Source organism: Pseudonocardia cypriaca (assembly GCF_006717045.1).
In the GTDB taxonomy this organism is placed as follows: Bacteria; Actinomycetota; Actinomycetes; order Mycobacteriales; family Pseudonocardiaceae; genus Pseudonocardia; species Pseudonocardia cypriaca.
The window spans coordinates 843397-865314 of sequence record NZ_VFPH01000003.1; the positions used below are offsets into that span (position 1 = coordinate 843397).

23 protein-coding genes and 1 pseudogene are annotated in these 21918 nt (G+C 73.4%); 13 read left to right on the top strand and 11 right to left on the bottom strand.

The window, feature by feature from the left end; genetic code table 11:
* Positions 1 to 22 precede the first annotated feature (22 nt).
* Both FB388_RS35705 and FB388_RS35710 read right to left on the bottom strand, forming a co-directional pair.
* The gene (locus tag FB388_RS35705; protein WP_170225990.1) at positions 23 to 196 is read right to left on the bottom strand and encodes a hypothetical protein; all 174 of its coding nucleotides are present in this window, start codon (positions 194 to 196) and stop codon (positions 23 to 25) included.
* 251 nt (positions 197 to 447) lie between these two features.
* Positions 448 to 2829, bottom strand: coding sequence for a transglycosylase domain-containing protein (locus FB388_RS35710; RefSeq protein WP_246122697.1), 2382 nt, complete (start codon positions 2827 to 2829; stop codon positions 448 to 450).
* Positions 2830 to 2979: 150 nt separating this feature from the next.
* Here FB388_RS35710 and FB388_RS35715 point away from each other — a divergent pair, with 150 nt between their 5' ends.
* Positions 2980 to 3339 carry a WhiB family transcriptional regulator gene (locus FB388_RS35715; RefSeq protein ID WP_142107081.1) on the top strand — a complete coding sequence of 120 codons (360 nt, stop codon included), beginning with the start codon at positions 2980 to 2982 and terminating at the stop codon, positions 3337 to 3339.
* Between the two features lie 72 nt (positions 3340 to 3411).
* Here FB388_RS35715 and bagB read toward each other — a convergent pair whose 3' ends face one another.
* Both bagB and bagA read right to left on the bottom strand, forming a co-directional pair.
* Positions 3412 to 4563, bottom strand: coding sequence for an ATPase BagB (gene bagB, locus FB388_RS35720; RefSeq protein WP_142107082.1), 1152 nt, complete (start codon positions 4561 to 4563; stop codon positions 3412 to 3414).
* Entirely contained in the window at positions 4560 to 5588 is a 1029-nt protein-coding gene (bagA, locus tag FB388_RS35725; RefSeq protein WP_142107083.1) for an ATPase BagA, read from the bottom strand. Before bagA ends, bagB begins: the two co-directional genes overlap by 4 nt.
* 72 nt (positions 5589 to 5660) lie before the next feature.
* On the opposite strand from bagA, the gene sp36 reads away from it, so the two are divergent.
* The 4 genes from sp36 to FB388_RS35745 are packed head-to-tail and all read left to right on the top strand — an operon-like array spanning position 5661 to position 9015.
* Complete coding sequence (sp36, locus tag FB388_RS35730) at positions 5661 to 5840, top strand: Sp36 family protein (RefSeq protein WP_142107084.1); 180 nt, start codon at positions 5661 to 5663, stop codon at positions 5838 to 5840.
* 4 nt (positions 5841 to 5844) lie between these two features.
* Positions 5845 to 6309, top strand: a complete 465-nt coding sequence (locus FB388_RS35735; RefSeq protein ID WP_142107085.1) for a RidA family protein — start codon at positions 5845 to 5847, stop codon at positions 6307 to 6309.
* Positions 6310 to 6343: 34 nt separating this feature from the next.
* Entirely contained in the window at positions 6344 to 6910 is a 567-nt protein-coding gene (locus tag FB388_RS35740; RefSeq protein WP_142107086.1) for a hypothetical protein, read from the top strand.
* A gap of 32 nt (positions 6911 to 6942) precedes the next feature.
* On the top strand, positions 6943 to 9015 hold the full coding sequence (locus FB388_RS35745) for a hypothetical protein (protein WP_142107087.1): 2073 nt from the start codon (positions 6943 to 6945) through the stop codon (positions 9013 to 9015).
* Positions 9016 to 9097: 82 nt separating this feature from the next.
* On the opposite strand, the gene FB388_RS35750 is transcribed toward FB388_RS35745, so the two are convergent.
* Positions 9098 to 9997 (bottom strand): NAD(P)H-binding protein, encoded by a 900-nt coding sequence (locus tag FB388_RS35750; protein ID WP_142107088.1) that lies wholly within the window; start codon positions 9995 to 9997, stop codon positions 9098 to 9100.
* Between the two features lie 133 nt (positions 9998 to 10130).
* Between FB388_RS35750 and FB388_RS40705 the strand changes: the two are divergent.
* Positions 10131 to 10235 (top strand): annotated as a pseudogene (locus tag FB388_RS40705) (LysR family transcriptional regulator); the annotation flags it as partial.
* Positions 10236 to 10393: 158 nt separating this feature from the next.
* Complete coding sequence (locus FB388_RS35755; protein WP_246122698.1) at positions 10394 to 11026, top strand: LysR family substrate-binding domain-containing protein; 633 nt, start codon at positions 10394 to 10396, stop codon at positions 11024 to 11026.
* A gap of 15 nt (positions 11027 to 11041) precedes the next feature.
* On the opposite strand, the gene FB388_RS35760 is transcribed toward FB388_RS35755, so the two are convergent.
* A complete protein-coding gene (locus tag FB388_RS35760) occupies positions 11042 to 11932 on the bottom strand; it encodes a Gfo/Idh/MocA family protein (protein ID WP_142107089.1) in 891 nt (296 codons plus the stop codon).
* A gap of 50 nt (positions 11933 to 11982) precedes the next feature.
* Between FB388_RS35760 and FB388_RS35765 the strand changes: the two genes are divergently transcribed.
* Positions 11983 to 12783: an NUDIX hydrolase gene (locus FB388_RS35765; protein WP_142107090.1), complete on the top strand. Its 801-nt coding sequence runs from the start codon at positions 11983 to 11985 to the stop codon at positions 12781 to 12783.
* Positions 12780 to 13568 (top strand): MBL fold metallo-hydrolase, encoded by a 789-nt coding sequence (locus FB388_RS35770; RefSeq protein WP_142107091.1) that lies wholly within the window; start codon positions 12780 to 12782, stop codon positions 13566 to 13568. Before FB388_RS35765 ends, FB388_RS35770 begins: the two co-directional genes overlap by 4 nt.
* A gap of 585 nt (positions 13569 to 14153) precedes the next feature.
* Here FB388_RS35770 and FB388_RS35775 read toward each other — a convergent pair.
* From FB388_RS35775 to FB388_RS35795, 5 genes are all read right to left on the bottom strand, one after another.
* On the bottom strand, positions 14154 to 14879 hold the full coding sequence (locus FB388_RS35775; RefSeq protein WP_170225991.1) for an integrase core domain-containing protein: 726 nt from the start codon (positions 14877 to 14879) through the stop codon (positions 14154 to 14156).
* Complete coding sequence (locus FB388_RS35780) at positions 14813 to 15304, bottom strand: helix-turn-helix domain-containing protein (RefSeq protein ID WP_142107093.1); 492 nt, start codon at positions 15302 to 15304, stop codon at positions 14813 to 14815. Before FB388_RS35780 ends, FB388_RS35775 begins: the two co-directional genes overlap by 67 nt.
* Before the next feature lie 220 nt (positions 15305 to 15524).
* The gene (locus FB388_RS35785) at positions 15525 to 16763 is read right to left on the bottom strand and encodes an MFS transporter (RefSeq protein WP_142107094.1); all 1239 of its coding nucleotides are present in this window, start codon (positions 16761 to 16763) and stop codon (positions 15525 to 15527) included.
* Positions 16764 to 16869: 106 nt separating this feature from the next.
* Complete coding sequence (locus tag FB388_RS35790; RefSeq protein ID WP_094922123.1) at positions 16870 to 17544, bottom strand: Crp/Fnr family transcriptional regulator; 675 nt, start codon at positions 17542 to 17544, stop codon at positions 16870 to 16872.
* Between the two features lie 147 nt (positions 17545 to 17691).
* Positions 17692 to 17943: a hypothetical protein gene (locus FB388_RS35795; protein ID WP_142107095.1), complete on the bottom strand. Its 252-nt coding sequence runs from the start codon at positions 17941 to 17943 to the stop codon at positions 17692 to 17694.
* A gap of 171 nt (positions 17944 to 18114) precedes the next feature.
* Between FB388_RS35795 and nth the strand changes: the two genes are divergently transcribed.
* From nth to FB388_RS35815, 4 genes are read left to right on the top strand one after another with little or no spacing between them, the layout of a single operon-like run.
* Positions 18115 to 18960 carry an endonuclease III gene (nth, locus tag FB388_RS35800; RefSeq protein WP_425468618.1) on the top strand — a complete coding sequence of 282 codons (846 nt, stop codon included), beginning with the start codon at positions 18115 to 18117 and terminating at the stop codon, positions 18958 to 18960.
* Positions 18957 to 19595, top strand: coding sequence for a TlpA family protein disulfide reductase (locus FB388_RS35805; RefSeq protein ID WP_246122699.1), 639 nt, complete (start codon positions 18957 to 18959; stop codon positions 19593 to 19595). Before nth ends, FB388_RS35805 begins: the two co-directional genes overlap by 4 nt.
* Positions 19592 to 20287, top strand: coding sequence for an NUDIX hydrolase (locus FB388_RS35810; RefSeq protein ID WP_142107096.1), 696 nt, complete (start codon positions 19592 to 19594; stop codon positions 20285 to 20287). Before FB388_RS35805 ends, FB388_RS35810 begins: the two co-directional genes overlap by 4 nt.
* Positions 20288 to 20306: 19 nt before the next feature.
* Positions 20307 to 21503: a MarP family serine protease gene (locus FB388_RS35815; RefSeq protein ID WP_142107097.1), complete on the top strand. Its 1197-nt coding sequence runs from the start codon at positions 20307 to 20309 to the stop codon at positions 21501 to 21503.
* Positions 21504 to 21918: the final 415 nt, after the last annotated feature.

The window sequence follows — 21918 nt, forward strand, 5'->3', positions numbered from 1 at the left end:
GGGACACCGGCGGGCAACCCTCTCACCAGGGATGGTCGAGGATCGCCGAGATCATCTGGATCACGATCACGGTGAACACCAGCAGGAAGAACAGGTTGAACAGCCGCGAGCCGAACCGTCCGCGCGTCAGGCGGGAGAGCCCGAGGATGCCGGGCTCCTCGACGATCCGCGGGCGTGGCGGCGGATCGGGCGGCAACCGGGGTGACCCGGGCCTGCGTTCCGGGGGCGAGCCGTCGGCTGGCACGTCCCGGGGGGACGACGAGCCATCCGAGCAGGCAGTCACGCCGCCGGATGTTAGGCGCGGACGCCACCCCGATCGAGGAACGCCGCACGTACCGGTGCGGCACTCACCCCGACAGGCGAAGCGGCTCCCGGCTCTCGGAAGTTCCGGAAAGCCACATTCCGGGCCTGCAAAGCCCTGAACGTGGCTTTCCTGAACTTCGCGGCTCAGTCGCCGTCGCCGCCGTCGCCGCCGTCGTCCCCGTTGTCGTCTCCGTCGTCATCGTCCTCGCCGGGTGCCTCGGGAGCGGGCGGCGCCTCCCCGCTCGACACGCTCAGCTCGACGGTCTCGCCGGGCAGCGCCGACTCCCGCGGGTTCTGGCCGACGACCGTGCCCCGGTCGGCTGCGTTGTCGACCTGGCGGACCGACACCTTCCAGCCTGCGCGCTCGAGCTCCTCGCGCGCCTCGTTCTCGGAGTCGCCGATGACGTCGGGCACGCGGGACTCCTCACCGCCCTCGAGGAACCTGTCCTCGACGGGCGGGAGCGCCAGCGGCGGCAGCGGGTCGAGCAGCGGCTTCATCGCGCCGAACCACGTCTCCGCCGGTGTCTTGCCGCCGAAGATGTTGCCGCTGCGGCACGGGAACGGCGAGCCGGCGCCGTCGCAGAGCGGGCGGGGCGAGCGGGAGTTGTCGAACGTGATCACCGCGCCGGCCATCTGGGGGACGAACCCGATGAAGGCGGCCGACTTGTGCTGCTGGGTGGTGCCGGTCTTGCCGGCCATCGGCCGGTTCCAGCCCACCTGGCGGGCGGCGCCCGCGGCGGTGCCGCCGGGCAGGTCGTCCTTGCTGAGCGCGTTGAACATCGCGTTGGCCAGGCCCGGTTCGACGGCCTGCTCGCAGGGCGCCTCGGTGACCGCGACCGGCTTGCCGGTGACGTCGGTGATCGACTCGATGGGGCTGGGCGGGCACCACTTGCCCGCACTGGCGAGCGTGGCGCCGACGTTCGCGAGCTCCAGCACGCTGGTGGGGCTGACGCCGAGGGTGAACGAGGCCAGGTTCTGCGCCTTGGTGACCTCGGCGATCGAGCGGTCGGTCGGCCGGCCCGTGCGCGGGTCGACGAACGGCGTGGTGGCGAGCGAACGCATGCCCAGCCGGACCGCCATGTCGACGACGGGCGGGACGCCGGTGAACTCCTCGAGCTTGATGAACGCGGTGTTGGGCGACTGCGCCAGCGCGTCGGTGAGGGACATGCGTTCCGGCATGTTCTCGTTGGAGTTGCGGACCGGCAGCGGCCGACCGGCGCCATCGACGTAGATCGGCGATGCGTACCCGCTCGGCGGGACACTGAGCTCGTAGTTGATGCCCATGCCCTTCTCGAGGGCAGTGGCCGCCGTGAAGATCTTGTAGGTGGAGCCGGCGCCCAGATTGACCGGCTCGTAGGGCAGCCCGTAGCTCGTCTCCGCCTCCTCGGCGTCGAGGCCGAACGTGCGGCTGGACGCCATCCCGAGAACGCGGTGCTTGTCGGTGCCCGGCTGCACCACCGACATCACGTTGGCGACGTTCGGCTGCTTCGGCGGGACCTCCGCGTCGAGCGAGGCCTTCATGCGGTCGAGCACGTTGCGGTCGAGCGTGCTCTTGATCGTGTAGCCGCCCCGGTTGAGCTGCTCGAGCGAGAAGCCGGCCTCGGTGAGGTACTCGGCGACGTACTTGCAGAAGAACCCCGCGTCGCCGGCGCCGATGCAGCCGTTCGGCTGGGTGTTGAGCGGGTTGACCACCCCGAGCGGGCTGGCGAGCGCCGCCTCTGCCTGCGCGTCGTCGATCATCTGCTGGTCGCGCATCTGCTGGATGACCAGGTTGCGCCGCTCCATCGACGCCTGCGGGTTGGTCACCGGGTCGAACGCCGACGTGCTGTTGACCATCCCGGCGAGCAGCGCCGCCTGGGGCACCGTGAGCTGGTCGGGTGTGGTGCCGAAGTACGTGCGCGCCGCCGACGCGATCCCGGCCGCGCCGTTGCCGAACGACACGATGTTGAGGTAGCGCGTGAGGATCTCGTCCTTGGAGAGCCGCTGCTCCATCTGGAGTGCGATCTGCGCTTCCTTGAGCTTGCGCGCGGGAGTCTGCTCGGTGGCCTTGAGCCGCTCCGTCTCGGACTCGGCGGCGACGTAGAGCATGTAGTTCTTGACGTACTGCTGGGTGAGCGTGGACGCGCCCTGTACGACCGTGCCGGACGCCGAGTTGGCCGCGAGCGCGCGCAGCGTGCCCTGCCAGTCGACCCCGTTGTGCTGGTAGAACCGCCGGTCCTCGATGGCGACGATGGCCGCCTTCATCGCGGGCGAGATCTGGTCCGCCGTGACGGAGTGGCGGTTCTGCCCCTGCTCGAAGAACCGCGCGATCGGAGCGCCCGACGAGTCTGTGACGGTGGTGGTCTGCGGCAGCGGACCGTCCACGAGGTCGGCCGACACCGTGTTGACGCTGTCGCCCGTGTCGCTCATGACGAGCCCGACCCCTGCGGTGACCGGGAAGGCCATCCCTGCGACCACGACACCGGCGATCAGCCCGAGCCCGAGCAGCAGGCCGATCGGCCGGGCGAGTTGGCGCGGGAAGCTCACGGAGCGCCAGGGTACGCGGGCCTCCGGATGGAGCAGTGGAGATCACCCGACCGCGATTGAGTAGTTTTGCTCGGTTTCCGGTGGAACCGCAGGCTCCGAGAATCCGTCTGTGCAGGTCGTGACGTGCACGGGATCGGGGAAGGGGCGACCATGACGGGCCGGTGGAACTGGCGGGGGGCTGCACGGTGCCGGACGGCCGACGCCGAAGGTCTCTTCGTAGCAGGGGCGCGGCAGCGGGAGGCGAAGCTGTTCTGCCGAGCCTGCCCCGTGCGCACCGAGTGCCTCGCCCACGCGCTCGACCAGCGCATCGAGTTCGGAGTGTGGGGCGGTATGACGGAACGGGAGCGCCGCGCGCTGCTGCGCGCCCGGCCGGACGTCTCGTCGTGGGCCGCACTGCTGCACGACGCCCGCACCGCCCACTACGAGTCGGTGGCCGAGGAGACGGCCGAGCAGCTGGCGAGGGCGGCGGAGCACGAACGGCACCAACGAGGTCTGGACGAAACGGCCTGAGGTCCCAGGTCAGCTGGGCCTTCAGCCGGCCGGCGCACCTCTTCGCCGGTGCGTCGGCGGACGGCAGGTGCGTCAGCGGGCCGAGCGCAGCTGCGCGGCGGAGGAGTCCGCCGAGCCCGCCAGCCGCTCGCCGACCTCCCGCAGGCCGTCCAGGTCGGTGATGTCGCCTGCGACCGCAGGCACCCGGGCCACCGCCACACCGGGGTGGGCGCCCGTGAACCGGGAGAGCAGGCGTTCCTCGCGGTCGGCGAGGTCCACGCGGTCGGCGTGCAGCCGCAGCACGGCGGCCGCGAGCGGCGCTGAGCGCAGCCCCTCGGCGGCGGCGCGGGCCTTCGTGGCGGAGAGGTGGGCCAGCACCGGCTGGGTGCGGTTGAGCACCAGCCCCGCGAGCGGCATGTCGTCGGCGGCGAGGCGGTCGACGAAGTAGGCGGCCTCGCGCAGCGCGTCCGGTTCGGGGGCGGCCACCACGAGGAACGCCGTGCCGGGCGAGCGCAGCAGCGCGTAGGTGGCCGTGGCCCGCTCCCGGAACCCGCCGAACATCGTGTCGAAGGCCTGCACGAACGCCGAGGCGTCGGCCAGCATCTGCCCGCCGAGGATCGTCGAGACGGCCTTCGCGAACAGCGAGAACCCCGCGCCGACCAGCTTGCGCAGCCCTCGCCCGCCTGCCCGCGCCGGGGCCGAGAGCAGCCGGATCATCCGGCCGTCGAGGAAGGTGGACATGCGCTGCGGCGCATCGAGGAAGTCGAGTGCCGACCGGGACGGCGGCGTGTCGACCACGATCAGGTCCCACTCGCCGGTGGCCGCGAGCTGCCCCAGCTTCTCCATCGCCATGTACTCCTGCGTGCCGGAGAACGAGGAGGAGATGGTCTGGTAGAAGGGGTTGGCGATGATCGCCTCGGCGCGCTCGGGCTCCGCGTGCGTGTGGACCATCTCGTCGAAGGTCCGGCGCATGTCCAGCATCATCGCGTGCAGGTCGCCCCGCGCACCCGCCACGCGGCCGGGCTCGTTGCCGAGGGCCTCCATGCCGAGGGCCTGCGCCAGCCTGCGCGCCGGGTCGATGGTGAGCACCACGGTGCGCCTGCCCCGCTCGGCCGCCCGGATGGCGAGCGCGGCCGACGTGGTGGTCTTGCCGACGCCGCCGGAGCCGCAGCACACCACGATGCGGGTGTCCGGGTCGTCCAGCAGCGTGTCGACGTCGAGCGCGGGGGCGGGGCGGGGGCTCACGAGCGCACCTCCGAGCGCGCCGGACCACCCACGCCCTGCTCGCACAGCGCCTCGGCCAGCTCGTAGAGCGACCCGAGGTCGAGGCCCTCCACGAGCTGGGGCAGCTCCAGCCGCGGGAGCGCGGCGGCCTCCTCCAACCGGGCCAGCGCCGCGGCCTCGCCGTGCACCCGCACCGCGTGCTCCACGGTCTCGGCGACGAGCCCGTCGATCACGTCGGCCGGCAGGTCGAGGCCGGCAGCCGCGAGACCGGCGCGAATGCGACCGGAGTCGACCCGGCCGCCCGCCGCCGCGGCCACCGACCGGTCGGGGAGCCACTGCGGGCGCACCCGGTTGACGATCACCGCGCCCACCGGGAACCCGGCGGCCGTGAGCTCGTCCACGGTCTCGAGGGTCTCGGTGACCGGCAGGTCCTCCAGCAGCGTGACCAGGTGCACGGCGGTGAGCGGGGAGTGCAGCACCTGCACCACGCCTGCAGCCTGGCTGTGGATCGGGCCGGTGCGCGCCAGGTCGGCCATCGCCTTCGTGACGTCGAGGAACTTCACGACCCGGCCGGTGGGCGGCGCGTCGAGCACCACGGCGTCGTACACCGGGCGCCCGTCGGCGTCGCGCCGGTTGACGCACTCCTTGACCTTGCCGGTGAGCAGTACGTCACGCAGCCCGGGGGCGAGGGTGGTGGCGAACTCGACGGCGCCCATCCTGCGCAGGGTCCGCCCCGCCATCCCGAGCCGGTAGAACAGCTCGAAGTACTCCAGGAGCGCCGCCTCCACGTCCACGGCGAGCGCCCTGACCTCGCCGCCACCCGGCGCGATCGCGATCCGGCGCTCCTCGTACGGGAGCGGGGGCGTGTCGAACAGCTGCGCGATGCCCTGCCGGCCCTCGACCTCGACGAGCAGGGTGCGCCTGCCGTTGGAGGCGAGCGCGAGCGCCAGCGCGGCGGCCACCGTGGTCTTGCCGGTACCGCCCTTGCCGGACACGACGTGCAGGCGCGCCTCCGAAAGCGCCGACTGCCACCCGGATGAGGTCACCGTTCCAGGTTACGTAGGCCCGGCGCGACCGGCCGGTTCGAGCGGGTGAGGCGCTGGCTACAGTGACCTGTCATGACCTCCCCCGGTTCGTCGGACGTCAGGTGGGAATACCTCACCGCCCCCGTGCTCATCCACAGCACCCAGGCCATTCTCAACAACTTCGGGCGGGACGGCTGGGAGCTCGTCACCGTCACGACCGGCGCGAACCCCGAACAGCTCGTGGCGTGGTTCAAGCGCCCGGCGCGGGGCTGACGCCGTGACCACGCCGAGCGAGCGCCTCGACGAGCTGGGCATCGCGTTGCCCGCCGTGCCCGCACCCGCGGGCTCCTACATCCCCGCCCGCCGCTCCGGCTCGCTGGTGTTCACCGCGGGCCAGGTGCCGCTCGTCGACGGGAAGCCCGTCGCGCTGGGCAAGGTGGGCGCCGAGCTCAGCACCGAGGAGGCCGCCGGGCTGGCGGGGATCTGCGCGTTGAACGCGCTCGCCGCGATCGATGCGCTCGTGGGCATCGACGCGGTCGCCGGCGTCGTCAAGGTCGTCGGGTTCGTCGCGTCGGCGCCCGGTTTCACCGACCAGCCCAAGGTGATCAACGGCGCGTCCAACCTGCTGGGCGAGATCTTCGGCGACGCCGGTAGGCACGCGCGGTCCGCCGTCGGCGTGGCCGAGCTTCCGCTGGGCGTACCGGTCGAGGTCGAGCTGGTCGTGGAGCTGGCGGACTCGTGAGCTCCGTGGGCGCGCAGGAGGGGAGCTGAGGCAGATGGACGCGGACGCGGCGTGCCACGAGCTGCTCCTGCGGCTCGCAGGCCGGCTCCCCGACGAGCTGCTGTGGCGGATGCGCGACTGGCTCGCCGACGACGGGCGGGAGGTGCTCGGCTCCACCCTGCCCCGGGAGCTGCTGCGCCACCGCGTCGGCATCACCGACCCCGAGCGCGAGCTGCTCGAGACGGCCGTCGGCTCGGCGCACCCGCTGCTCGACGCGGTGCTGCCCGCCCCGGAACCGCCGCCGACGCGCGCCACGTTCCAGCCGGGCGACGGCGCCGTCGACACGGCCGCGCTCGCCGTGCTGGCGGTCGTCCGCGGCCACCCCGGCTGCGTCGAGGTCCGCCAGTCGTGGCGCGAATCGCAACGCATCCTGCTGGTGATCGGCGGCGAACGGCCGTGGGCGCTCGCCGGGACGCTCCAGCGGGTCATGCGCGCCCACGGCGACCGCACACCGTGCGTGGAGGTGCTCCCACCGCACGGGCAGCGCTCCTCCTACCACGAGGCAGCCATCATCGGATCCAGGTCGCTGTGGCGATCCGCCACGGCGCTGGTCGGCGCGTGAGGGGAGCGTCCGGCACTACGGGAGGAGGCCAGGTGGAGGACCCGACGTCGGACACGACGCACGACCTGCTGCTGGCACTGGCCGGGCGGGTCGACGACGACCTGCTGCGCTGGGCACGCGAGCTCGTCGCACTCGGCGAGGACGCCCGTGCCGTCGAGATGCTCACCGCGAGCCTCGTCGCCGCCAGAGCCGTGCTGCCGCCGCAGGTCCGGTCCGCCCTGGTCGCTGCGGCGCGCACCGCCCGCACCGACCTCGGACCCGCCGCCGCGCTCCCGCCGCCCCAGCCCGAGACCGGCACCGAGCACCGGTTCGCCGCACCCCGCCACGACGATCCCGTCGCAGGCGCGGTGCGCGATTTCCCGGCCCGTCCGCTCACCGGCTGCAGCGTGTTGCTCGCCCGGCGCCTCACGCCCGCCGGCGCGGCACCGGGGCCGCTCCCGCACCCGGTCGTCGTGGTGCGGGTGCACGACCACACCCGCCGGGCCGACGTTCTCGCCTACCAGCTCGGCGCGGCCCTCGAGCGGGCAGGCGCACCCGCGTCGGTCGAGGTGCTCCCGGCCAATGGACCGGCGCCCGCCTACCACGCCGCAGCGCTCCAGGCCGCCGTGGAACTGCGCAGCGAGGTGACCGACGACCGGCCGTGGCGGCCTGCACCGCAGGCGCAGCCGCAGCTCGCGCCCCCGGTGGAACGGCACGCGTTCGCCCCACCGGCCGACCGGCCGCCCCGCAGGTTCGTCCCGGAACCCCACCCGCTCGCGCCCGAGCCGCCCGCACCGTCAGCGCGGTACCGCAGCGAGCCGGTCCGAACCGAGGAGCGCGAGCCCCGGGACGACGACGCCACCCCCACCGACGACTCCGCCACCGCCACCGCCCGGCTGCAGGCCGCGGGCGAGCGGGAGCCGGAGGAGGCGCCCGCCGCGCCGTTCGGTTCCGAGAACGGGCACCTGCTCGACGACGAGCACGACGAGGACGAGCACGACGAGCACGACGAGCACGACGACGACCACGCCGACGAGGACACCGACGACGAGGGCGACGAGGACGACCTGCCGGGCGGCTACGCGCGCAGCAGCCGTTACGCCGACGACGACACCGACGACGAGGTCGACCGGCACGACGGTGACGACGGCGACGACGACCCGGCGGCTCGCACCGAGGAAGAGGCGTTCCCGGAACCGCCCTCGCCGCACCCGCTCGCGGCGCCCCGGCCACTCCCGGTGCGCGACGAGTCCCGCTCGACGCCTCCACCCACGCCACTGCCGTCGCGTGGCAGCCGGCCCCGGCCAACCGTCACACCGATCTCGCGGGCAGCGTCCCACCCGATCCCGCTGGGCAGGCGAACCGGGCCCGACTCGGCTCCGCAGCCGGTCGCGGACCACCGCCCGCCGCTCCGCCCCGTCGAAGACGATCACGACGACGCCATCGAACCACCCGCCGACGAGCGCCCCGAACTTCCCGAGGAGCCGCCACCGCCGCGGCGCGACACGCCTGCCTTCGAGTCGCTGAGCGACCCGCTGAACGGGCCGCTGAACCGGCCGCTGCTCGCGCCTCTGCTGGATCCCACGAGGCCGGAGGACGACCTCTTCGCCGTACCCGAGAAGCGTCCCGAGCCCGCCGCCCGCCCCACCGACGACGAGTGGTCGCAGGAGTGGCTCTCCGGCGCATGGGCGATGGCACCGTCGGCGCTCGAAGAGCCCGCCGCCACGCGGGCGGAGCCCGAGCCGGCGCCCGAGCCGGATCCGGAACCCGAACCGGAGCCCCTCGACGACGCCGAACCCGGCCGTCCCGCGCCGCGCCCCGTGCCCCGCGCCGCGGCGAGGCACCGTTTCCTGGACGACCCGCCACAGAACGGCTCGTCCTCCGACGACTACCGGTCGGAGGACCCGGGCGACGAGGAGCCCGATCGGGACGGCCAGGACCGGGAGGACCTCGGGTTGCGCCCCGAGTCGATCGCCCGGCTGAGCGACGCCGACCGCCAGCTGCTGGCCCGTCTGCAGGCCGAGCTGCTGGAGGGACGCCGGCAGCGGATCGCCCGCCGAATCACGAACGGCGCCCCCACGAACGGCAGCAGCCACCGAGGCTCACCACCCGACTACGACGACTGAGCACGCCATCCCGCGAGTCGCGCTCCGGGTGCGCGCGAGTCGCGGTTCCTGCGCGTCGGCGTCGTGCGCCTGCTGTTCCTCGTCACGCACTGAGCCCGGACGGGTGCGACGACGTGGTGGTCGCGCTCGCCAGGGCGTCGCGCAGCGTCCCCGGTGCCCGGCCCAGCAGGTCGGCCAGCGTCGGGCCCACAGTCGCGAAGTCGCCCTCGCGCGCGGCTGCGAACATCCCGACGAGGAGCGCGGCGGCGCGTTCGGGTGCCCCGTGGGCGATCAGGCGGGCCCGGTAGTCGTCCGGTGGCACGACGACGTGGCGGATCGTCCGGCCCGTCACGTGGGACGCCAGCGCGGCGACCTCGGCCATGTCGAGCGCCTCGCAAGCCGTCAGCGCAGGCGTCGGTCCGTCCAGCACGCCGCCGCCCGGCACGTCGCCGTGCAGCGCGACCGCGGCCGCCTCCGCGAGGTCGCTGTGGGTCGTCCATGCGACCGGGCCGTCATCGGGCACGGCGAGCTCGCCGGTGGCGAGCGCGCTCTGCAGCAGCATGACGGCCGTCGACGCGTAGAAGCCGTTGCGCAGGGAGGTGAACGGCATGCCGGCCCCGCGCAGGTCCTCCTCCGCGGCCGCGTGGTCGGACATCGGCGCGAAGGCCGAGCCGGGGCGCGCTCCCGCGTGGCTGGTGTAGACGATGCGGGCGGCGCCCGCGTCGCGCGCAGCCCGGATGGCGGTGCGGTGCATGGCGACGGCGTCGGGTCCGGTCGTGTCGACGGACACCACGAGCACCCGGTCGGCCCCCTCGAAGGCGTGGGCGAGGGAGCCGGGATCGGTGAAGTCGCCCTTGCGGACGCGCACGCCGCGGTCGGCGAGTGGTCGGGCAACCTGCGGATCGCGGACGCACACGCCGACGTCGTGCGCCGGAACGCGGTTCAGCAGGCGCTCGACCACGCCGCGGCCGAGCTTTCCGTTGGCACCGGTAACGATGATCATCTGGTTCCTCCTCCGGTCCACGACGGTGCCCGGCCCGGTGCCGGTACGGAAGGATCGCAGCGGTCAGGGGTGTTGCCCCCAAGGTCGTACCGGAGCACGGGGGGACCGCCCCGGGAGCGGAGGATCTCCTCGGATGACCGGACCGAGCCTCGATCCGACGATCGAGTCCAAGGTGTTGCGCTACTTCGTCGCGGTCGCGGAGGAGCTCAACTTCTCCCGCGCCGCCGACCGGCTCGGGATCTCCGCCTCCCCCTTGTCCCGGGCGATCCGCGCCCTGGAGGCCGACATCGGCGCCACACCCTCCTGGAACGCGACACCCACGGGGTCGCCCTCACCCCGGCGGGCGCCGTCCTCCTGGAACAGGGACGCACCGCGCTGGAGGCCCTGCAGGCCGCAGTGCGCCGCGCCCGGCGTGCCGGGGCGGCCACACCCCAGGTCGTGCTGGCCGTCAAGGCCGACAGCGACGCCGGGTTGCTGGACACCATCCTGGCTCGCTACGCCGGCCAGGAGTCGGCCCTGCCGGTCGTCGTCCGCCTGTGCGGTTGGGACGAGCAGCCCCGCCTCCTGCGCCAGGGCGAGGCCGACGTCGCACTGGTGCACTCGCCGTTCGACAGCACGGGCCTGGACGCCGAGCCCGTCGTCGTCGAGCCAACCGTCGCCGCGGTCCCGGCCACGCACCCGCTCGCCCCCGCCGGGCGCGCGACGCTCGCCGATCTGGGTCTGCCCGTGACCGACTCGTCCGACCTGGCGGGCGTCCGCCGCTACCAGGCCCACCTCGTCGAACGGCACGGCGTCCGCGACCTGGCCCAGCTCCTCGCCCTCGTCGAGCTCGGCCGGATCGTCACACTCGTGCCCCGGTCCGTCGCCGACCGGTACCCGCGCCCCGGCCTGACCTACCTCGACGTCCCGGACGCGCCACCGGCCGTCCTGACCATCGCCTGGCCACAGGACTCCCGTTCCACCGCAGTCGCCGCCCTGGTCCGCGCCGCTACCGATCCGGAACCGGTGCTGCGGGGGCCGCTCACATAGATCGGTTCCGGCGTCTCAGCCCACGGCGGCGCGCACGGCCTCCACCAGTTCCTGCAGCCACAGGCCGCGCGTGACGTCGAGCGCCGGTGGCGGGCCGGAGCCGTCGACGGCGGCGACGAGCTCGTCGAGCAGAGCGGCGTAGCAGATCGGCGCGTCGGCGCCGCGACCGGCGAGCCGGTGCCGCCCGGCACCGCCGAGCACGGTGAAGTCGATCTCCGACGGGTCGACGGGTACGCGCATCGACAGCGTCACGGTGCTCTGCGCCCCACCGGAGTGCAGGAGGCCGAACCGCCAGAGGTCGGGCTCCTCGTAGCGCGCCCACGGCACCTCGACGACCGGCCCGACCGCGGCGTCGAGGAGATCGATCACGTGCGGTCCGAGGTCGGACAGGGCGCCCTCCTCCGCGCGCCACGGCGACGTGCAGTACGGCCCGCCCAGCAGCGAGCCGGAGACCCAGCGGGCGAACGCCACCGTGTCCGGCCCGGCCGGCTCCTGCGGCATCTCGGCGAGCCAGTCCCGCACCGCGGGCGCGTGCCGCATCGTCAGCACCATCGTCGAGTGGACGCCTGCCCGCTCGACGGCCTCGACCACCGCGCGGGCGTCGTCGACGGTGCCCGCGAGCGGCTTCTCGCAGATCAGATGCTTGCCCGCGGCGGCCGCGAAGAGCGCGAGCCGGCCTTGCACCTGTGGCGGCACGGCGAAGGCGACCGCGTCCACCGCGTCCAGCAGCACCTCGAGGTCGGTGTAGGAGCGCGCGCCGAACTCGGCGGCGAGCTCGGCGGCGACGTCCGGCCTGCGCGTCCACACCGCCGCCAGCTCCGTGCCGGGGTGGGAGGCGATGCCCGGCGCGTGCACGGTCCGGGCCCACGGCCCACCGCCGACCAGTCCCACCCGCACGCGATCCATGGCGCACATCCTCCCGCGGCGGGCCCCGATGGCCCACTAGCCTCGCCACCATGACATCCGCACCGGTGATCCCGCGGCCGGCCGCGACGGTGCTGCTGGTGCGGGACCACCCCCACCCGCAGGCCGGCCGCTCCCCGGTGCAGGTCTTCCTCCAGCAACGCGTCACGGAGATGGCGTTCGCGGCCGGGATGACCGTGTTCCCCGGCGGCGGGGTGGACGCCACCGACCGCCCCGACCCGCACCGCTGGGAGGGGCCGGAGCCGCGCTGGTGGGCCGAGCGCCTCGGGGTGGACGTCGAGCTGGCAGGCGCGCTCGTGCACGCGGCGGTCCGGGAGACGTTCGAGGAGTGCGGCGTGCTGCTCGCCGGACCGGACGTGCCCGCCGACCTGCACGGGCAGCGAGCCGACGTCGTGGCGCGCCGCCGGTCCTTCGCCGAGGTGCTCGCGGCCGCCGGCCTGGTGCTGCGCGCCGACCTGCTGCACGCCTGGGCGCGCTGGATCACGCCCGCCGGCTCGGCCCGGCGCTACGACACCGCGTTCTTCGTGGCGCAGGTGCCGGACGGGCAGGAGGCGGACGCGCACACCACGGAGGCCGTCAGGGCCCTCTGGTGGCATCCCGCCGAGGCCCTCGAACGCTGGCAGGCCGGCGAGATGCTGCTGATGCCGCCGACGGTGCGCACGCTGCAGGAGGTCGCGGAGCTCGACGAGAGCGCCGCCGTGATCGCCGCGGCACGGGAGCGGGAGATCCGCCCGATCGTGCCGACCCTGCGCAGGGAAGGCGACCGGTTGGTCACGGTGCTGCCCGACAACACGGCGTTCCCGTCGACCGGTTTGCCCGGACAGCCCGCATGACCGGTCCCGCCTACGGCGTGCTGCGGCCGGTCACTCCGCTCGCGTCGGTGCTGCTCGCCGAGAACCCCTCTCCGATGACCCTCGACGGCACCAACACCTGGGTGCTCCGAGCGCCGGGTGAGGAGTCGTGCATCGTGGTCGACCCAGGTGAGGAGGACGAGGTGCACCTGCGGCGGGTGGCCGCGCAGGGTCCGGTCGCGCTGGTGCTGCTCACCCACCGCCACCACGACCACGCAGGCGGCGCACGCCGGTTCGCCGAGCTCACGGGCGCGCCGGTGCGGGCGCTCGATCCCTCGCTCGTGCTCGGGTCGGAGGCGCTCGGCGACGGCGAGGTCGTGCCGGCCGCGGGCGTCGAACTGCGGGTGGTCGCCACGCCGGGCCACACGTCCGACTCGCTGTCCTTCCTGCTCGACGGGCCGGGCGCCGACCAGGCCGTACTCACCGGCGACACCATCCTCGGCCACGGCACCACCGTGATCGCCCACCCCGACGGCGCGCTGGGGCCCTACCTCGACTCGCTCCGCCGGCTCGCCGACCTCGCACCCGCCACCGCCGTGCTCCCCGGCCACGGCCCCGAGCTCCCGGACGCACCCGCCGTCGCCACGGCGTACCTCGCCCACCGGGAGGAGCGGCTGGAGCAGGTGCGGGCGGCGCTGGGAGTCCTCGGCGAGCACGCAGCGCCGCGCCAGGTGGTGGAGGTGGTCTACGCCGACGTCGACCGGGTGCTCTGGCCCGCGGCGGAACTCTCGGTGCGCGCGCAGCTGGACCACCTCCGCGGCCCCTGAGCCGGTTGCAGTAAAAGCCGCTCCTGCCGCACCAGGCACGAGCACGTCCGGTGGGGAAGCAAGGCGACTATCCGGTTGTCGCCATGGGATCGAGGGTCGGGACCACAGGATAGTTGCGTAGGTACCAGGCAGTGACGGTCTCGTCGTGAACCGCCGTGCCCTGCAGTCGGGGACGGCCGCCCGAGCAACCACGGAATTCGGTAGTTCTGCCAACCCGAGCTCCCGCCCGCACGAAGGGTCGACGCGAACAAGGGGGACTACTGGCAAGGCCGGGAGCGGTCCGCGACGGCATCCGGGGCAGGGGTGTCGGGACGGCGCGCCAAGCCGAAGCTTTCATCATCAGATCGACACGATGGGCCTTGGAGCAAGATCCAACACCTGTGGTGTCGATATGACCATGCCGAGCCGCCCGTGATCGTTCGAGGTGCGGCCTTCCGCCCTGGCCAGGGCGATCCGCCTCATCTCGGACCGATCATGAGGTGTTGACCGCTGCGAGTGGTGCGAGAGCGACGGATCTGCCGCCGCCGTGTTCTGACCGGGGACATACCTGACAGTTCGTGCCGGGGACATGCCTGACACTGCGGGTCAGCGTTTGGGTGTCGGGAGGTTGGTTCCGACGAGGAAGGTTTCTAGCAGGCTGGAGCCGTAGTAGACGTGGAGTCGGGCGTGGTCGCGGAGGATGCCGACGGTGATGCTGGCGAAGCGTTCGCCGAGTTCGAAGCTGTGGTTGGCGTAGGTGAACCGGCCGCTGGGGTTGGTTTTGCGTCGCAGCGCCCCGGGTGGGGTGTGGTCGGCGGGTTCGAGGTCGACGGTGGGTAGCAGCAGTGGGATGCCGGGTTGGTAGCGGTCGGCGGGGGTGTGACCGTCGAGGGCCTGGTGGGGGCGTTGGTGGTTGTAGTGGGCGCGGAAGCGGTTCATGAGCTGCTGGGCCTGGGTGAGGGTGGCGGGTGGGTCGTGTCGGGCCAGCCATTCGCGTTGGGTGCGGTGGAGTCGTTCGACCTTGCCGCAGGTTTGGGGGTGGTAGGGGCTGGAGTGGATGAACCCGATCCCGGCCTCGCGGACGCGGCGTTCGAAGGTGACGGTGTGGCCGGCGAGGCGGCCGGTGAAGCAGCGTCCGTTGTCGGATAGCAGCGCGGCGGGCAGGCCGTAGGCGGCGACCGCGGTGCGGGTGGCGGTCCAGGCCAGGTGCCCGGTCAGGGTGGTGTCCACGAGGATGGCCAGGCAGTAGCGGGAGTGGTCATCGATCAGTTCGACTGACCAGTAGGCGCTCTGGTCGGCCAGCTGGTGGTGGGCGCCGTCGATCTGCCACAACTCGTTGCAGGTTGGGCGTTCGAACCGCTGCGGGGGCTGGGTGGTCTCGATCTGGCGGCGGCGCGGGTTCCCGTCAGGCCGCGGCGGGCCAGGACCTGCTGGATGGTGGAGGGTGCCGGGGCGCTGTGTCCCTCACGGCGTAGCGCGTCGCGGATCTTGTCTGGTCCCCAGCCGTGCTGCTTGCGCAGCCGCACGATGCGGTCTTCCAGGTCGGGGGCCAGTTGGCCGGGGCTGCGCAGTGGCCGGCGTGATCGGGGCATCAGCCCGGCCAGCCCGTCGGCGGCGTAGCGGCGTTGCCACTGGTAGAAGGTTTCCCGGCTGATCCGGTGCCGGGCGCATACCTCGGCCACCGAACGGCCGGACCAGCCGGGTTCCTGCAGCACCGCGAGACGTTGTTCCACCAGGTCCATCACCTTCAGCGGCATGGCGCAGTAGGCCAGAGCCGCGCTCAGGTGTCAGGTATGTCCCCGGCATGTCGTGTCAGGTATCTCCCCAGTCAGAACAGGAGAGCGACGGATCTGCCGCCGCCAGGCCACTCCGGGCGATCTTGCTCGGGGTGATCACCAGAAGTGGTGCGTGGACGACGGATCTGTCGCCCTGACACCACTTCTGGCGATCAGCGTCCAGATGGCCGTGCCGGCGAAATCAGGCGACGGCGGCCTGCTCCTCCACCGGCTGTGGCAGCAGCGTCGCCCGGCGCAGCCACAGCACCGTCGCGAGCACCACACCCGCCGCCCCGCCGGAAACGAAGGCTGCGTGCGGTCCGAACGTCTCCACGACGATCCCGGCGCTGGACTGGCCGGTTGCGATACCCAGCGTTGCGGCGGTGACCACCCATCCGAACGCCTCGGCGGCCGCGCCGGGTGGGGCCGCGATGTCGACGGCGAGGGAGTGCGCGGTGACCTGCGGGGTGATCAGCGCTCCGGACACGACCATCGTGATCACGAGCACCGCGAGCGAGCCGGACGGCCCGACGAGTGCCATCGCCGCCACCAGGACCGCGAACCCCCCGAGCAGCGCCGGCATCCGGAGGTGCAGTGGGCGTGGCCACGGCCGCATCCCGTAGAGCACGCCCGCGAGCACCGAGGAGATCGACCAGGCCGACAGGAGCACGCCGCCGAGGGTGGGCGAGCCCGCCGCCGCGGTGACCGCGGGCAGGCCGACCTCGACCGACCCGATGACCAGCCCGAACCCGAGGGCCGCCAGGGCCACCGTGCGCATCCCGGGCCGGGCGAGCGCGCCCAGCAGGGAGACGCCGTCGTGAGCGGGTGTGCGTCCGACGCGGCGAGCCGGGCGGCTCAACGCGAACGCGCCCGCCCCGAGCGTCATCGCGGTGCCCGCCACCACGAGGCCGAGGCCCGGCCACGGCGCGGCCACGAGGAACGCGGCGATCGCCGGGCCGAGGATGAAGAAGACCTCCAGGCTGATGGCCTCGTAGGTCAGCGCGGCCGATCGGGCCGACCCGGCCGGCACGAGCACGGTCCAGAGCGAGCGGGACGCCCCTTCGAGGGCCGGGCGGAAGATCCCCGCGACGGTGGCCAGCGCCACCACCACCGGCAACGGCTGGTGGGTCTCGACGGCCGCGACCAGTGCCGTGACCGCCAGCACGAAGAGCGCGACGACCACCAGCAGCGGCCGGCTCGGTCCCTGCCGGTCGATGACCCGGCCCTGGGCGACCGAGCCCGCGGCCACCCCGATCATCTGGCCGGCGGAGACCAGCCCGGCCGCCGCGAACGACCCGGTCTCCCGCTGGACGTAGAGCAGCGTCGCCAGCGGGAGCATCGCGATCGGGAACCGGCCCGCCGCGGAGGCGATGACCGGTACGGCCGCGCCGGGGGCGGTGAGGGCGGCGCGGTAGTCCGCGAGCGACGCTGAGGAGGACATGGCCCCAGGGTCGCACATTCTGGTACGGCCGTACCAGTTGTTTGGCCCGCACACGACGAACGGCACCGCCCGGAAGGCAGTGCCGTTCGTGTGGTCGGGTTCGGGGCTACCGGGCGCGGCGCGCGAGCCGCTCCGGCTCGAGGATCAGCACGCTCTTGCCCTCGAGGCGCAGCCAGCCGCGGTGGGCGAAGTCGGCGAGCGCCTTGTTGACGGTCTCCCGGCTCGCACCGACGAGCTGGGCGATCTCCTCCTGCGTGAGGTCGTGCGTGACCCGCAGCAGGCCGGACTCCTGGGAGCCGAACTGGCGCGCGAGCTGCAGCAGCGCCTTCGCGACGCGCCCGGGGACGTCGGTGAAGATGAGGTCGGCGAGCGCGTTGTTGGTGCGCCGCAGGCGCCGCGCGAGCACGCGAAGCAGCTGCTCGGCGATCTCGGGGCGCTTGCCGATCCACTCCCGCAGCGCGGGCCGGTCCATCGTGTACGTGCGGACCTCGGTGACGGCGGTGGCCGACGACGTGCGCGGGCCGGGGTCGAAGATGGACAGCTCGCCGAACATGTCCGAGGGGCCGGCCACCATGAGCAGGTTCTCGCGGCCGTCGGGCGACTTCCGCCCGATCTTGACCTTGCCGCTGCCCACGATGTACAGCCTGTCGCCCGGCTCACCCTCTGCGAAGATCACGTGCCCACGCGGGAACTCCGCGGGCTCGAGCGCCTGGGCCAGCGCATCGGCCGCGTGGGGCTCAACACCCTGGAAGATCCCTGCGCGGATCAGTACCTCGTCCACTGCGTCGCTCCTCGTCCCAGGCCGCTGCCCCGCGGCCGGATCACCGGCCGGTCAGTCTAGGGGTTGCGCGCACGGTGTGTGACGCGGCAGCCGTCGAAATCCCTGCACGACCGGGCGACATTCACCCGGTATCGCCCTCGTGGCCGGTCAAGCCGCATTGCTGCGGCGGGGCGACCTGCGCCCTCGGGACCCGCGGCTGCGCAGGCGGAAGAGCTCCAGCGCTCGGCCGGAACCCTGCCGGAACAGGGCGCGCACCTCGTCCGGCCGGGGCCGTTCGAGGAGCTCTTCGACCTCTTCTGGGCGCACGGTCGCCTCCCGCAGCCGGGACTCGACGCGCTCCATTCCGAGGGCGAAGAACATCACCAGCAACGGCACGAGGACGGACAACCAGGCAGTCATGTCGCCGCCGATCGTCTCGCACCCGGCCGGGCGACTCGCCACTGGGGTCGACGCGTCCCCATCCCGTTATGACTTCGTGACTTGGTGGACACTGTGAGTGACGGGATGTATACGATTCCCGCCGGCATCTCGTGTTGTCAGGGCCCTTCCGTAGGCTCTTCCACTGTGACCATCGCCTCCGGGAGCAAGCCGGCAGCATCCGTGACGGCACGCAGCGCGGCCCGGCTCGCCAAGCGGGTCGCCGAGGGAGAGCCCGCGCTCGGCCGGTCGCGGCGCGTCGGACGCATGCTGCGCACGCTGGCCGCCACCCACCCCGACGCCCATTGCGAGCTCGACTTCACCACTCCGCTCGAGCTCGCCGTCGCGACGATCCTGTCGGCGCAGTCCACCGACAAGATGGTCAACTCGGTCACACCTGCGCTCTTCCGGCGCTACCCCACGGCGCTCGACTACGCGCAGGCCGACCGCGCCGAGCTGGAGGAGATGATCCACAGCACCGGCTTCTTCCGGAACAAGGCCAACTCCTTGATCGGGATGGGCCAGGCGGTCGTCGAGAAGCACGACGGCGTGCTGCCGCACACGCTCGAGGAGCTCGTCGCTCTGCCCGGCATCGGCCGCAAGACCGCCAACGTGATCCTCGGCAACGCGTTCGGCATCCCGGGCATCACGGTCGACACCCACTTCGGGCGCCTGGTGCGCCGCTGGGGCTGGACGCAGGAAGAGGACCCGGTCAAGGTCGAGCACGCGATAGGCGCGCTCGTGCCCAAGCGGGACTGGACGATGGTGTCCCACTACGTGATCTTCCACGGCAGGCGCGTCTGCCACGCCCGCAAGCCGGCCTGCGGCGCGTGCACGCTCGCCGCCGACTGCCCGACCTACGGCGCGGGCCCCACCGACCCCGTGCAGGCCGCCGCGCTCGTGAAGGGCCCGTCGCGCACCCACCTGCTCGCCATGGTCGGCATCCCCGACGACGAGGCACCTCCCGCCGCAGGCGGCGAGGACGCCGACGCCCCGTGAGCCGCGAGCTCCGGGTGCGCCGCTCGGAGATCGTCACCACGGTGGTGGTCGCGTTGCTCGCGGCGGTGGCGGTGTTCGCGCTGTGGCCGCGCGACCGCGGCACCACCGCGCCTGCTCCTGGGAGCATGGAGCAGGTGCAGGTCTCCGACGCCGACCTCGCAGCAGCCCGAGCCGCGGCGGGCCCGATCCCGTGTCCGGGTCCAACCGGCGCGACGCCGGCAGGCCCGCTCGCGGGGATCACGGCCACGTGCCTCGGCGCCCCTGGCGCCGTCGACGTCGGAGCGGCGCTCGCGGGCCGTCCGGCGCTGCTCAACGTGTGGGCGTCCTGGTGCGTGCCGTGCCGGGAGGAGCTGCCGGCGCTCGCCGAGTACGCGGCGCGGCCGGGGGCGGTCCCGGTGGTCACCGTCGACATCCGCGACGACCCGCGCGCCGCGCTCTCGCTCCTCGCCGAGCTCGGGGTCAGGCTGCCATCGGTCGTCGACGCCGACGGCTCCCTCCGCGCGGCGCTCGACGTGCCACCCGCGCTGCCGGCGTCGTACGTCGTGCGCGCCGACGGCACGGTCGCCCGCGTCGACCCGCCCACCCCGTTCCGCACCGCCGACGAGGTCGCCGCCGCCGTGGAGCGGCTCTCGTGACGGGATCCCTGCAGCCCGAACGGGCGCCCGCGTGGCTGCGCCCGCTGTTGTCCGGCGTCCAGGGGATCGACGCCGCCGAGCTGGTGCGCCATCGCCTGCTGCCACCCGCCGAAGGGCGGCGCGCCTCCGTGCTGGTGCTCCTCGGCGACGACGCACCCCACGGCCCGGACGTGCTGCTCGTCGAACGCGCCAGCACGCTGCGCGAGCACGCAGGGCAGGTCGCCTTCCCCGGCGGGGGCGCCGATGCCGGCGACGCGGACGCCGTGGCCACCGCCCTGCGGGAGGCGGAGGAGGAGGCCGGTGTCGAGCCCGACGGCGTGGTGCCGCTCGCCGTGCTCCCCGACCTGTTCGTGCCGCCGTCCGGTTTCATCGTCACGCCCGTGCTCGCCCACTGGGCGCGCCCGGTGGCGGTGCACGCGGTCGACCCGCGCGAAACGGCCAGCGTGGTGCGGGTGCCGATCGCCGCGCTCGCGGATCCGGAGCACCGCATCCAGGTGCGTCACCCGTCCGGGTTCACCGGTCCCGCATTCGTCACGGCGGGTCTGCTCGTGTGGGGTTTCACGGGGGGCCTATTGTCCGCGCTGTTGGATCGGGGCGGATGGACGCGTCCGTGGGACACCACTCGGGTGATGGACCTCGACGCAGCGTGGTCGGCGGCCCGGGCCCGTCGGCAGGAGGTCGCAGGATCGTGAGTGCGGGGGCAGTGGCGACGTGAGCTGGGTTGATCTCGTCGTCATCCTGCTCGCCCTGATCGCGGCCGTTTCGGGGTGGCGTCACGGCATGGCCGTGGCGCTGCTGTCGTTCGTCGGCGTGCTCACCGGCGCGGTGCTCGGCGTGCGGCTGGCGCCGCTGCTCGCGGCGGGCGTCGAGGCGCCCACCACCCGCGTGATCGTCAGCATCGTCGTCGTGGTGCTGCTGGTGGCGCTCGGTGAGACCACCGGTGTCTTCTTCGGCAGGCGCATCCGCGACCGGATCACCGGCCAGCGGTCGCTGCAGGTCGACTCCACGCTCGGCTCGGTGCTGCAGGCGATCACGGTCGTGGTGGCCGCGTGGCTCGTCGCTCTCCCGCTCGCATCGGCGAGCTTCCCCGGCCTCGCCGCAGGAGTGCGCGGGTCCGAGGTGCTGCGCGCCGTCGACAACGTGATGCCGGAGGCGGCCAAGGCGCTCCCCGAGGAGCTGCGGCAGCTGCTCAACAACTCCGGCTTCCCGGACGTGCTGAGCCCGTTCGCCGAGACCCCCATCACCGAGGTCGGTGCGCCCGACCCCGCTCTCGCGCAGAGCCCCGTCGTCGCCGACGTCGCGAGCAGCGTGCTCAAGGTGCGCGGCCGCGCCCCGTCGTGCGCCCGCCAGCTCGAGGGCACCGGGTTCGTGATCGGGCCGGAGCTGGTGATGACCAACGCGCACGTGGTCGCCGGCACGGCCGAGACCGGCGTGGAAGTGGTCGGCAGGCGTGGCCGGGTGCAGGAGCTCGACGCCGAAGTGGTGCTCTACGACCCCGCCGTGGACGTCGCCGTGCTCCGCGTGCCCGACCTCGCGGCCAAGCCCCTGCAGTTCGACGCCCAGGCCGCCTCCGCGGGCGACGACGCGATCATCGTCGGCTACCCGCTCGACGGTCCCTACACCGCCACGGCCGCCAAGGTGCGGTCGATGATCCGCCTCAAGGGCCCGGACATCTACGACGACGGCGAGGTCACCCGCGACGTCTACACCGTCCGGGCCGTGGTCCGCTCGGGCAACTCCGGCGGCCCCATGATCGCGCCGGACGGCCGGGTGATCGGCGTCGTGTTCGGCGCCGCGCTCGACGACCAGGAGACCGGTTTCGTCCTCACCGTCGAGCAGGTGTCCGGCGCGGTGCAGGCGGCGTCCAACCTGCGCCGCGAGGTCGACACGGGCAACTGCGCCGCCTGACGCGGGTGGCGCGCAGCCGTCACCCGACGCTCGTGTGACGACCTCACATCCGTGAGTGGCAACGGCGCAGGTCGTTCTGCGCCATGTAGGTGCCGTGCACGTCGCGCACCCGGACATCCGGACCGAAGAACACCCGGCCAGCGCAGGCGGAGCGGTGGGCAGGCGGGTGCCCTCGCGTCATATGGCGGTAGCTGGGCCGGTCGCGCGCAGACGACGACCCGGGGCGGGGCCGTCGGGCGGAGGCGGCGCCACAGACGTGTGTCATCCGATCGTCGGCAACGGCGCAGCTGGGCGAAGCCCGCCCACGTCACCTGAGCATCTGTTGGTTGTGCCGAGTGCCCTGACGAGGAGACTGGCCCGTCGCGAGGTGGCCCACCGTCTGGCCTCGGACGCTCGCCGTACCGCCACGACTTGC

Excerpts from the sequence above, each read along its gene's own strand:
- FB388_RS35715 (WP_142107081.1), top strand. The coding sequence starts at position 2,980 with ATGACGGGCCGGTGGAACTGGCGGGGGGCTGCACGGTGCCGGACGGCC.
- sp36 (WP_142107084.1), top strand. The coding sequence starts at position 5,661 with ATGACCTCCCCCGGTTCGTCGGACGTCAGGTGGGAATACCTCACCGCC.
- FB388_RS35740 (WP_142107086.1), top strand. The coding sequence starts at position 6,344 with ATGGACGCGGACGCGGCGTGCCACGAGCTGCTCCTGCGGCTCGCAGGC.
- FB388_RS35750 (WP_142107088.1), bottom strand. The coding sequence starts at position 9,997 with ATGATCATCGTTACCGGTGCCAACGGAAAGCTCGGCCGCGGCGTGGTC.
- FB388_RS35760 (WP_142107089.1), bottom strand. The coding sequence starts at position 11,932 with ATGGATCGCGTGCGGGTGGGACTGGTCGGCGGTGGGCCGTGGGCCCGG.
- FB388_RS35765 (WP_142107090.1), top strand. The coding sequence starts at position 11,983 with ATGACATCCGCACCGGTGATCCCGCGGCCGGCCGCGACGGTGCTGCTG.
- FB388_RS35770 (WP_142107091.1), top strand. The coding sequence starts at position 12,780 with ATGACCGGTCCCGCCTACGGCGTGCTGCGGCCGGTCACTCCGCTCGCG.
- FB388_RS35780 (WP_142107093.1), bottom strand. The coding sequence starts at position 15,304 with ATGCCGCTGAAGGTGATGGACCTGGTGGAACAACGTCTCGCGGTGCTG.
- FB388_RS35785 (WP_142107094.1), bottom strand. The coding sequence starts at position 16,763 with ATGTCCTCCTCAGCGTCGCTCGCGGACTACCGCGCCGCCCTCACCGCC.
- FB388_RS35795 (WP_142107095.1), bottom strand. The coding sequence starts at position 17,943 with ATGACTGCCTGGTTGTCCGTCCTCGTGCCGTTGCTGGTGATGTTCTTC.